Annotated in this window: 10 protein-coding genes; 8 read left to right on the forward strand and 2 right to left on the reverse strand. The window is 64.8% G+C overall.

Annotated features, from left to right (window positions below):
• Positions 1-229: 229 nt before the first annotated feature.
• Complete coding sequence (locus D002_RS0109750) at positions 230-520, reverse strand: hypothetical protein (RefSeq protein ID WP_196800120.1); 291 nt, start codon at positions 518-520, stop codon at positions 230-232.
• Entirely contained in the window at positions 504-719 is a 216-nt protein-coding gene (locus D002_RS0109755; protein ID WP_018141737.1) for a CsbD family protein, read from the reverse strand. Before D002_RS0109755 ends, D002_RS0109750 begins: the two co-directional genes overlap by 17 nt.
• Positions 720-1,327: 608 nt before the next feature.
• Here D002_RS0109755 and D002_RS0109765 point away from each other — a divergent pair.
• The 8 genes from D002_RS0109765 (at position 1,328) to modA (ending at position 12,027) form a co-directional block, all read left to right on the forward strand.
• Entirely contained in the window at positions 1,328-3,202 is a 1,875-nt protein-coding gene (locus D002_RS0109765) for a DUF294 nucleotidyltransferase-like domain-containing protein (protein ID WP_018141739.1), read from the forward strand.
• A 55-nt stretch (positions 3,203-3,257) separates the two neighbouring features.
• Positions 3,258-3,521: a DUF4212 domain-containing protein gene (locus D002_RS0109770; RefSeq protein WP_018141740.1), complete on the forward strand. Its 264-nt coding sequence runs from the start codon at positions 3,258-3,260 to the stop codon at positions 3,519-3,521.
• A gap of 7 nt (positions 3,522-3,528) precedes the next feature.
• Entirely contained in the window at positions 3,529-5,301 is a 1,773-nt protein-coding gene (locus tag D002_RS0109775) for a sodium:solute symporter family protein (RefSeq protein WP_018141741.1), read from the forward strand.
• A gap of 221 nt (positions 5,302-5,522) precedes the next feature.
• The gene (locus tag D002_RS0109780; protein ID WP_026181649.1) at positions 5,523-7,373 is read left to right on the forward strand and encodes a putative nucleotidyltransferase substrate binding domain-containing protein; all 1,851 of its coding nucleotides are present in this window, start codon (positions 5,523-5,525) and stop codon (positions 7,371-7,373) included.
• 130 nt (positions 7,374-7,503) lie between these two features.
• Positions 7,504-8,127 carry an exonuclease domain-containing protein gene (locus tag D002_RS0109785; RefSeq protein WP_369772100.1) on the forward strand — a complete coding sequence of 208 codons (624 nt, stop codon included), beginning with the start codon at positions 7,504-7,506 and terminating at the stop codon, positions 8,125-8,127.
• Between the two features lie 102 nt (positions 8,128-8,229).
• Entirely contained in the window at positions 8,230-10,188 is a 1,959-nt protein-coding gene (acs, locus tag D002_RS0109790; RefSeq protein ID WP_018141743.1) for an acetate--CoA ligase, read from the forward strand.
• 455 nt (positions 10,189-10,643) lie between these two features.
• A complete protein-coding gene (locus D002_RS0109795; RefSeq protein ID WP_018141744.1) occupies positions 10,644-11,030 on the forward strand; it encodes a winged helix-turn-helix domain-containing protein in 387 nt (128 codons plus the stop codon).
• 196 nt (positions 11,031-11,226) lie between these two features.
• Positions 11,227-12,027, forward strand: a complete 801-nt coding sequence (modA, locus tag D002_RS0109800) for a molybdate ABC transporter substrate-binding protein (protein ID WP_018141745.1) — start codon at positions 11,227-11,229, stop codon at positions 12,025-12,027.
• Positions 12,028-12,029 lie beyond the last annotated feature (2 nt).

The raw sequence follows: 12,029 nt of genomic DNA on the forward strand, positions 1-12,029 counted from the left end.
AACCGAATCATAAAACTTCATGGCCCTTACGACATGAATTTCAATTGTTGATCAGGCGCACATCGCCCTTAACCTAAGTTGTTCTGGAGACCCCCGCCCATAGAGGTAGCTCAACACATCGATCAGTATTTCGCTAAAACAAAAAGGCTGAGGCGCAAGTCACCATCCGCTCATGGCCACCCGCGCCCCAGCCTTGTCCTTCAGCCCTCAGGCAAACCCTGACTACCGATTAATCCATACGAACCGGGTTTCCATCCCGATACTCGTCGTAAGCTTCCTCCTCGTACTGCTCCTCGTTCTCTTCCTCTTCGCGTTGGATCTCGTCCTCCTCACGGAGATCCTCGATCCATCCGCGCGCCTCATCGCCTGACTCGTCCACTGCATCGACAGCCTCTTCGAACGCATCATCCGCCTGTTCGCCCGTATCCGTATCGGAACAACCCACCATCACCACGAGACCCACTGCGGCAACACACGCCACCACCGCTCGCGCTCCGTAGGTCTTAGGACTTTTCTTCATGGCGAACCTCTTCCATTAGTTCGTTGATCCTGGATGCCACCTTCTCTCGGCTTTCCCCGTACTTCTCGCGAATTCGGGCTGCCAACTCGTCGATATTCCCTTCGGCCTCCATCAACTCATCATCATTCAGACGCGCCCATTCCTGCTTCAGCCTGGCCTGGAGACGCTGGCTCCGACCCTTGATCTGATCTTTGTTCATTTTTCATTCCTTTCGTATTCAAATGCATTAAAGAATTTATAAATTTCCATCCTGCGGCCTACTGGAGATAGACTTCAGCCGGGACTCAATGCGCCGTTAAAAAGGACAGAACTGAGAACTGAAACACGCTGCACGCCTAAAACCGTGCCCAACATCAAACAATCAAACGATCCATGTCATCGATCTGGATCGTTCCATCTTTCCAATGGGCCAGGCCCGCTTGCGCTATGGACTGAAGGAACGGCTCACACGCACGGCGGAGATCCGGAGTGCACCCCAAGCACAGGTTGATTCGTAGGGAAATGCAGCTCATCGGATGGATGCTGCAACCGCGCCCGGATCTCGAGGAGGAAGTGCGCCAGGCGAGCGCATTGATCAACCCGCCCGAGGATGCAACGGTCCGGTGTTGGTACCAGGATCTCCTTGAGTTCGGGTTACGCTAGGGAGACGTGTCACGCATCGAAACACTGGGTGTTACGGTACGTAACGTCTATCAGGAAGGTCTCTCAGGCAAGCGACTGATTCCCAAACTTGAAGATTGATGGCGTGCTTTTTGCATCGGGCGAACAAGTTTCTTGAACCCGTTCACCTTGGGATGCCGCACCGCCATGGCCGACGCGCTCGACAGCACCCGGGAATTCCTCGGCGCTCATGCTCCGTTCGACCAGCTCGAAGCGGACGCGCTGGAGTTCCTGCTCCCACGCCTGGAGAGCCGCTTTTACGCGCGCGGCGCACGTATTACCGATCCCGAGGGCGGTCCGGCCCAACGCTTCCATATCATTCGCCAGGGCCGCATCCGGGGCGAATCGCCCAGTGAGGACGAACAGCTTTCCGGCAAGGCCTGGGAGTTGATCCCTGGCGAGTGCTTCCCGATCGGCGCTCTGCTGGGCCGCCGGGCGGTACACACCGTTCATCGGGCGGCGGAAGACACCGTCTGCCTGGAGCTGAGCCTGGAGGATTTCGACCGTCTGCGCGGGCGTTCCCGGGTGTTCAATGACTTCTGCACCCGACGCCTCGCGAACCTGCTGGATCGCCTGCAACAGGGCATGGACACACTGTCGGCTCGCGACAGCGGTGCCGGCCAGCTGAACACACCGCTCGCGTTGCGCATTGCGCGAGGCCCCGTGGTCTGCCGCCCGGACACCCATCTGCGGGATGTTCTGACGCAGATGCGCGACGAGCGCGTCGGCTCCGTGGTCGCAACCGACGACCAGCAACGTCCGGTCGGCATCTTCACCCTGCACGACCTGCTCTCTCGGGTCGCACTGGCCGATGTCGACCTGGATACGCCCGTGCAGGCGGTCATGACCCCCGACCCGGTGGCACTGGAGGAAAGCACACCCGGCTTCGAAGGCATCGAGGCGATGACCGAACACGGGATGACGCACCTGTGCGTAGTGCGCGACGGGCGGTTGGTCGGCGTGCTGGGCGAACGCGACCTGTTGACCAGCCAACCACTGACGCTGGACGGGCTGGTGCGCGAGATCCGCCGAGCGGACAGCGTCGCCGCGATTGCCGAACGCCTGCGCCAAGTGCCACGGCTGATCGAATCCATCGTCGGGCAGGGGGCCGAGGCCGATCAGGTCCTGCGTCTGATCACGCGTCTGAACGAGCACGCGACTCGCCGCGTGCTGGCCCTGCTGCGCCCCGAGCATGAGGCCATCGAAGGCATCGAGTTCACCTGGCTGGCCTTCGGCTCTCAGGCCCGTGAGGAACAGGCCCTGGTGACCGACCAGGACAACGGCATCCTGTTCGACGCCGAAGCCGATGACGCCGACGCCATCCGCGAGCGGCTGCTGCCCTACGCCAAGGCGGTGAATCAGGCGCTGGCCGAATGCGGCTTCACGCGATGCCCGGGCAACATCATGGCGGGCAACCCGGAATGTTGCCTGAGCGGCGAGGAGTGGGACCAGCGCTTCACCCGCTGGATCGAGCAAGGCACCCCGGAGCATCTGCTGAAGAGCAGCATCTTCTTCGATCTGCGCGCGGTAGACGGCAACACGGGACCGGTCGAGGCCCTGCGCACCCGCCTGCTGCAAAAGACTGCCTTCAACAGTCGCTTCCGCCGCCAGATGGCGGCCAATCAACAGATGTTCCGCCCACCCCTGGGGCTGTTCGGAGAGATCAAGAGCGGCGCCAAGGGTATCGACATCAAGAAACAGGGCCTGACGCCGTTCGTGGATGGTGCGCGGGTCATCGCACTGGCCGCCGAGCTGCCGGCCACCCGCACCCACGACCGCCTGGACCAGGCAGTCACTGCCGAGGTCATGCGCGAGGGCGACGCACGCGACTACCACGCCGCCCTGCGCTATCTGCAGATGTTGCGCCTGCGGGCCCAGCAGAAGGCCATGCGCGAAGGGCGCGACGACGACAACCGAATCCGGCCGGAGGAACTGGGCACTCTTGAGGGACGCATCCTCAAGGAGTCCTTCCGGCAGGCTCGCAAGCTGCAAGGCCAGCTTGAAGTGCAGTACCAGCTGTGACGAATCGCATAGACGAGTCACGGCGAACAATAAAACCTATGAGAGGAGCAACGTCATGTCACAAGAAGACCTGAGCCGGCAGGCCTACTGGCGCGCGCACCTGCGCCTGTTGGCAATCTGCCTCGCCGTCTGGTTTCTCGTGTCCTTTGGGCTGGGGATCATTCTGGCCGCGCCGCTGAACGCATTCTCAATCGGCGGCTACCCACTGGGCTTCTGGTTCGCTCAGCAGGGCGCGATCTACACCTTCATCGCCGTGATCTTCGTTTATGCCTGGCGCATGAACGTCCTGGATCGCAAGTTCAACGTCCACGAGGAGTAAGACTGTCATGGATCAACAGCTTCTAAGTCTGCTCGTGGTCGGGGCGACATTCGCCCTGTACATCGGCATCGCCATCTGGGCGCGGGCCGGATCGACGAGCGAGTTCTACGTTGCCGGACGCGGCATCAACCCAGTCGCAAACGGCATGGCCACGGCCGCGGACTGGATGTCCGCTGCTTCGTTCATTTCCATGGCCGGCCTGATCGCCTTCCTCGGTTTCACCGGGGGTGCCTACCTGATGGGCTGGACTGGCGGTTACGTGCTGATGGCCCTGCTGCTGGCGCCGTACCTGCGCAAGTTCGGGAAGTTCACGGTGCCGGAGTTTATCGGTGATCGGTTCTACTCGAAGGTCGCGCGTGTGGTCGCGGTGATCTCGCTGCTGGCCATGTCCATCACGTACGTGATCGGGCAGATGCGCGGTGTGGGGATCGCGTTCTCCAACATCCTCGAAGTGCCGCTGGCCATCGGTCTGATGTCGGGTATGGCGGTGGTGTTCATCTACGCGGTGCTCGGCGGGATGAAGGGGATTACCTACACCCAGATCGCGCAGTACGTGATCATGATCTTCGCCTACACGGTGCCGGCGGTCTTCATCTCGCTGACGCTCACCGGCCAGGTGTTCCCGCAGATCGGCCTGGGTTCCACCCTGCAGGGTCAGGACACCTACCTGCTGGAGGCCCTGGACCAGACCATGGTGGATCTTGGCTTCACCATGTACTCGGCCACCGAGGGCGGCATGAGCATGCTCAACATGTTCCTGCTGACGATGGCGCTGATGATCGGTACCGCCGGTCTGCCGCACGTGATCATCCGGTTCTTTACCGTGCCGCGTGTGCGCGATGCGCGTAAGTCCGCCGGCTGGGCGCTGGTCTTCATCGGCATCCTCTACACCACCGCCCCGGCGGTCGGTGCGATGGCGATCTGGAACCTGGTGAACACCGTGCATCCGGGCGAGATCGGCACCGAGGAAGGCCACCTGGCCTACGAGGACAAGCCGGCCTGGATGGAGCGCTGGGAACAGACCGGTCTGCTCGCGTTCGAGGACAAGAACGAAGACGGTGTCATCCAGTACTACAACGACGCCAACGAAGAGTTCGCCGCGATGGCGGAAGAGGAATACGGCTGGGCCGGTTCCGAGATCGTGACCCTCGACCGCGACATCATGGTGCTGGCCAACCCCGAGATCGCCGGGCTTCCGGGCTGGGTGATCGCGCTGGTTGCAGCCGGTGGTATCGCGGCGGCCCTGTCGACCGCGGCCGGGTTGTTGTTGGCGATCTCGTCATCCATCTCGCATGACTTGCTGAAGGGGGTCTTCATGCCCCGAATCAGTGAGAAAAACGAGTTGCTGGCGGGACGTATATCGATGGCAGGCGCCATCCTGTTCGCTGGCTACCTGGGGTTGAATCCACCAGGCTTCGCAGCGGAGGTGGTTGCACTCGCCTTCGGTCTCGCCGCGGCGTCGCTCTTCCCGACCCTGATGATGGGCATCTTCATGAAGAAGATGAACAAGGAAGGCGCGATCGCCGGCATGCTGGTCGGTCTGGGTACCACCCTGCTGTACATCTTCACGTACAAGGGTTGGTTCTTCTTCTCCGGCACCGCCATGCTCCCGGATAACCCGGACGGCTGGCTGCTGGGTGTGAACCCGACCGGCTTCGGCGCCATCGGCGCGGTGTTTAACTTCGTCACGGCCTACATTGTGATGAAGCTGACCAAGGAGCCGCCGCAGGACATCCAGGATCTGGTGGAAAGCGTGCGCGTACCGCGTACCGAGAGCTGATGGACGACCCCTTCATGCCAGGCTTCAACGGCATGAAGGGGTCCCCACCACCATGACTGGATGGACATTCAGTTGTACTAACGACGGGGTCGGCTCGGGATTTCCTAGCCGACCCTTTTTGTCTCCGAGGCTTCTAACCGTCTCGGGGACAACCGGCAATCGATCACGCTATGGTCGGTTGCCGGTTGTCCCGACCCTCAACCCTCCCATACGGACCTCGCATGAACGGTGAACTCGAAGAGATCCGCGAGTTTCTCGATCGCTGCCCGGACCTGGCCACCTTGCCGGAGGCCAGCCGGGGCGCACTGGTGCGTCGGCTCGTCCTGCGCTACCTGCGCCAAGGCAGCGACTTTCCGCCGGAGGCCGAGCCGGGGCTGTGGATCGTACGCACCGGCACGGTGGAGATCCGTGACGAGCGCGACACCCTGCGCGACCGCCTCGGCGAGGGCGATGCCGCCCACATCCCCGATGCCCCGAACAACGCCGTGGGCACGGTCACCGAGGACGCACTGATCTATCACCTGCCGCGTGATCGCGCTCGTGAACTGGCCGCGCAGGATGGTGCCATCGCGGAATATCTCGCCGACGATGCGCCACGCCCCCTCAACGCGCGCCGCGATACGGCAGGGACCGCCGGCGACCGCAGCCTGCTCACCACTCCAGTGCGTGCGCTGATGAGCGCGGATCCGGTACTGGGTGTCACCACCCTTAGCCTGCGCGACGCCGCGCGCCTGATGGACCGCGCCGACATCTCGGCCCTGCTGCTGCACACCCCGGACCGCCCGCGCGAGCCTTGCGGCATCCTCACGGACACCGACCTGCGCCGCGCACTCGCCCGAGGCGAAGATCCGCAACGGCCCGCGGGCGAATGCATGGCCTCTCCGCTGACCACCGTGACTCGCGGCACCCCGGCGTTCGAGGCCTTGCTGCTGATGGCCCGGCATGACATCCACCATCTACCGGTGGTCGACGACCAGGGCTCGGCACTGGCCGGCATCCTCTCCAGTACGGACCTGATCCGCCACCAGGGCACCAGTGCCGTCTACCTGGTCCGCGACCTGCGCCGGGCCGATAACCTTGCCGCCCTCAAGAACGTCATGCAGGCCCTGCCCCAGCTCCAGGTCCAGCTCGTAGAGGCCGGTGCGGATGCCACCCAGATCACCCAGACCATCACCACGGTGATCGACACCCTGACTCAGCGCCTGATTGAGCTGTTTGAGCGCGATCACGGCTCTGCCCCCTGCGGCTACGCCTGGCTCGCCAGCGGCAGCCAGGGGCGTCTGGAACAGACGGTTTTCACCGACCAGGACACCGCTCTCATCATCGCCGACGATGCGCCCTCTGGGGCCGACAACTGGTTCGCCCAGCTCGCCGGGCACGTCACCTCGGGTCTGGACGCCTGCGGCATTCGGGCCTGCCCCGGTGATGTCGACCCGACTCACCCGGACTGGCGCCGCCCGGCCGCCGACTGGGCGCGGGAGATGGAGCGCGTCCTGCACCACCCGGCTCCACGCGACGCCATGCTCGCGACCCATTACCTTGATATGCGCGTAATCCACGGCGAGACGGACCTGTACGAACCCCTGCGTCGGCGCGCCCTGGAGGCAGGTCAACGTCACGAAGCCCTGCTGACCGCCCTGGCCGATCAGGCCCGCGACCTCCCCACCCCACTTGGCTTCTTCCGCCAGTTCGTACTGGAAGACAGCGGCGAACACGCCGACACCCTGGACCTGAAGATGCGTGGCCTGCTTCCGATCGTCGCCATGGCCCGGGTATTCGCCCTGAACGCCGGCAGCCGGGCGCACGGCACGGTGGATCGCCTGCGCGCAGCGACCCGCGCCGGGGTCATCGGCGAGGCCACCACCGACAACCTGATCGACGCCTGGCACTACATCGCGGGGCTGCGGGCGCGCCACCAGGCCGCCCAGATCCGCAGCGGCATGGCACCGGACAACGCGCTGGACCCGACACAACTGTCCTCCCTGGAACGCAGCCATCTAAAGACCGCCTTCCGTCTGGTAAGCGATGCGCGCAAGACGACGCTGGCCAACGCCGAACGGGTCCACGGCTAATGCATCCGCCCATCTGATGGAATGCCACCTGCACAACAACGACTGGCTGCGTCCACCCGGTCACTGGCGCTTCTGCCACAAGCGCCGCCAAGCGGCCCGCCAAACGCCACCCGGCGCACTGCGCGATTGCATGGAGACCCCGCTACCCAATGCCCGGCAGCCGGTCGCGACCGCGCGCTTCCTGGCGGTGGACCTGGAAACGACCGGTCTGGATCCAGAGCGCGACCGCATCCTCAGCCTCGGCTGGGTGGCGCTGGAGGGCCCACGCATTGATCTGGCGACCGCCGACCAGCGGCTGGTGCGCGCCGAGGGCCTGGTACCCGAGGCCAGCGCGGTCATCCACCGCATCACTGATCAACAGGCGGCCGGGGGCGTGGCACTGGACGAGGCCCTGGAGGCCCTGTTCCAGGCGCTCGCGGGCCGCATCATGGTGGCGCATCACGCGGCCCTGGAAATCGGCTTCCTGGAACAGGCCTGCCAGCGTCTGTACGGCGTGCGCCCGCCGCTCGCCATCGTGGATACGCTGCGCCTGGCAGAGACGGCCCTGCGTCGCGCCGGACAGCCCATCCCGGCGCACGGGCTGCGGCTGCACACCCTGCGGGCACGCTACAACCTTCCGGCCTACCGGGCCCACGACGCGCTGTTCGACGCGATCGCTGCGGGCGAGCTATTCGCCGCGCTGCTGAGTCGCCAATCACCGGACGGAGACCTGCCACTCGGGCGCGTCCTGTTCCGTCCTGCGTGGCTCTGGTGAGCGCGGCCAATCGCCCGCTCGCATGCTATCCTCGCACCCACCAACGGAGGTGCCCATCCGGCATCCCGCCAACGAATACAAAAAACCGTTCTGGAGGCCCTGATGAGTGACAACATCGAGTCCACCCTCACCGAGACGCGCCACTTTGCGCCGCCGGCGGAGTTCACCGAAAACGCCCGCCTGAAGCCGGAGGACCTCGAGGCCCTGCACAAAAAGGCCGCCGCCGACTACGAGGGCTTCTGGTGCGACCTCGCGCGCGAGAAGATCGACTGGCAGACCGAGTTTACCGAGGGCCTCGACGAGTCGAACGCGCCGCGTTACAAGTGGTTCGCCGACGGGCGCATGAACGTGTCCTACAACTGCATCGACCGTCACCTGGAGGTGCGCGGGGACAAGACCGCGATCATCTTCGAGGCGGAGAACGGCCAGACCCGCAAACTGACCTACCGCGACCTCTACAACGAGGTCGGCAAGCTCGCCAACGCACTCAAGACCATGGGCATGGAGAAAGGCGACCGGGTCGTCATCTACATGCCGATGAACGCCGAGGCGGTGATCGCGATGCAGGCCTGCGCCCGCATCGGTGCGATCCACTCGGTGGTGTTTGGCGGCTTCTCCGCGGATGCGCTGCGCGACCGGATTGTGGACTCCGGCGCCAAGCTGGTGATCACCGCCGACGGCGGCGAGCGCGGCGGCAAGGTCGTAGGGCTCAAAGCGAATGTCGACAAGGCCCTGGACTCCAACCCTGGCGATGTGGAAAAGGTCGTGGTCTGCAAGCGCGCCGGCAACGACGTCTCCATGCGGGACGAGCGTGACGTCTGGTGGGAGGACGCGGTGGACGGCGAGTCCGTCGACTGCGAGCCGGAGTGGGTCGAATCCGAGCACCCGCTGTTCCTGCTCTACACCTCCGGTTCCACCGGCAAACCCAAGGGCATTCAGCACTCCAGCGCCGGCTACCTGCTGGGGGCCATCATCACCAACCAGTGGGTATTCGACCTGCAGGGCGACGATGTCTACTGGTGCACCGCGGATGTCGGCTGGATCACCGGCCACACGTACGTCGCCTATGGTCCGCTGGCCGTGGGCGCCACCCAGGTCGTCTACGAAGGCACGCCGACCGTCCCCGACGCGGGGCGCTGGTGGAAGATGTGCCAGGACCACGGCGTCACCGTGTTCTACACCGCCCCCACCGCGATCCGCGCGCTGATGAAGGCCGGCCCGGACCTGCCGAAACAGTACGACCTGTCCAAGCTGCGCCTGCTGGGCACGGTCGGCGAACCGATCAACCCCGAGGCCTGGATGTGGTACTACACCGCTGTCGGCCAGGAGCGCTGCCCGATCGTCGATACCTGGTGGCAGACCGAAACCGGCGCCAACATGATCGCCCCGATCCCCGGCGCGACCACGCTGGTCCCCGGCTCCTGCACCCAGCCACTGCCGGGTGTCGAGGCCGACGTGGTCGACGAGAACGGCAACAGCCTGCCGGCGGACCAGGGCGGCTACCTCGTCATCAAGAAGCCGTGGCCGCACATGCTGCGCACCATCTGGGGCGACGACCAGCGCTACAAGGACACCTACTACCCGAAGTTCGGCGGCAAGTACTACCTGGCCGGCGACTCCGCCCGCCGCGACGCGGAAGGCAACTTCTGGATCATGGGCCGCATCGACGACGTGCTGAACGTCTCCGGCCACCGCATGGGCACCATGGAGGTCGAATCCGCCCTGGTCGCGCACAAGGAGGTCGCTGAGGCCGCCGTGGTCGGCCGCCCGCACGACGTGAAGGGCGAGGCCATCGTCGCCTTCGTGATCCTGCAGGGCGATCGCCTGACCGGTAACGAGGCCGAGGAGATGGTCAAGGAACTGCGCAACTGGGTTTCCGACCAGATCGGCCCGATCGCCAAGCCGGACGACATCCGCTTTGCCGACGGCCTGCCCAAGACCCGCTCGGGCAAGATCATGCGCCGGCTGCTGCGTTCCATCGCAAAGGGCGAGGAAATCACCTCCGACACCTCGACGCTCGAAAACGAGGCCGTCATCCCGCAGCTCCAGGGCAAGGCCTGAGCCTCGGGCCGGGGCCCCACGCCCCGGCCCTGTTGTTCCCGTAGGAGGCCAGCCCTCTGGCCGATAGAGCGCCGGATCGGCCCTCAATCGGCCAGAGGGCTGGCCTCCTACCATTCCGGGGTATCATTCGTCATCACAAGCCCTTACCCATATCGACACACCCCAGGCCGCCCTACCCATGAGCCCCCCTCCCCGTCATTGCAGGGAGCGCCGCGACACGGCAACCACCCCCTCCCCGTCATTGCGAGGAGGCGAAGCCGACGTGGCAATCTTCACCCGAAACCACCGGGGGTGAAAATGCCGCCGTGCCAGCGTTCAGAGGTTGCTTCGTCGCTGCGCTGCTCGCAATGACGGGGAGGAGGGTTCCGCCTCCTCGCAATGACAGGAAGGAGGGGTATCATTTGTTAATACGCCCTTCCCGTACCCGTATCGGCAAACCCCAGGCCAGCCCCCGCATGAGCACCCACCACTCCGACGACCACAAGGACCACCCCCAAGCCCCGCGCCTGCGTGTGCTGCTGGGCGAGGTCACGGCAATGGGCCCAGGCAAGGCGATGCTGCTGGAGGCGATCCGCGACAAGGGCTCGATCTCCGCCGCCGCGCGCAGTGTGGGCATGTCCTACCGCCGCGCCTGGGACCTGGTCGAGACCATGAACCAGAGCTTCCGGGAGCCCGTCGTGGCCACCGCCAAGGGCGGCGCTGGGGGTGGCGGGGCTCAGGTCACCGACTTTGGCGAGACGGTGCTTGGGCGCTATCGCGACATGGAACGCCAAGCCTGCGAGGCACTGCGCGACGAGCTGCACGCCTTCGCCGACTTCCTCGCCGACGACCACAAGCCGTAACCCCGACCCCAGCCTTGACGGCCCTCCCCCCGCCCCGCATCATTGCCCCAATCGATATGCAAACTGAAATATAACGAACCGGGCACCCATCCTGACCAGAAGGCCGTCACTGCGAGGAACCACGCGACGAAGCAGTCTCCCAACGGAACCACCCGAACCCTCTACAACCCGCACCCACAGGGAACAAACCCACAGCATGCACCTGCGCGCCCTCCTCCTGACGCTGCTCCTCCTGCTACCGGGCCTTTCCAGCGCCAACGGGCCGCTCACCATCGCCGCCGCCTCCGACCTGCGCTTCGCCCTGGACGAGATCCTGGACGCCTACCGCGAGGCCCATCCGGAAGACGCGGTACGCGTCACCTACGGCTCCTCCGGCCGCATGACGACGCAGATCCTGAACGGCGCGCCTTACGACATCTTCTTCTCCGCCGATATCGCCTACCCGGAGCGGCTCTACGCGGAGGGTGCCGCCGTCACCGAGCCGTCCGTCTATGCGATCGGCCGCATCGTGCTGTGGAGTAACCGCATGGACACCTCAGAGATGATGCTGGAAGACCTGCTAGGCGACGACATCCGCCGCGTCGCCATCGCATCGCCCAGCCACGCGCCCTACGGCGTGCGCGCGATGGAGGCACTCAAGTCCGTTGGCGTCTGGGACGACCTGCAGCCGAAGATCGTCAATGGCGACAACATCGCCCAGACCGCGCGCATGGTGCAGGCCGGCGGCGCGGACATCGGGATCATCGCCTTGTCGCTCGCCAAGTTCCCCGATCTGGCCGAGCACCCGCACCACCTGATAGACGACGCCCTGCACGAACCACTGACCCAGGGCTTCGTGATTACCCGCCGCGGCAAGGACAAGGACTCGGCCCACCGCTTCGCCGAGTACATGAATCGCGACACCGCACGGGACATCATGCGCCGCTACGGCTTTGTCATGCCCGACGATGAAGCCGCCGAGAACGCCTCCAAAGGCGCCGACCGCGAGGCTATGTAGAG

It is taken from the genome of Thioalkalivibrio sp. ALJ7 (assembly GCF_000376865.1).
Taxonomy (GTDB): Bacteria; Pseudomonadota; Gammaproteobacteria; order Ectothiorhodospirales; family Ectothiorhodospiraceae; genus Thioalkalivibrio.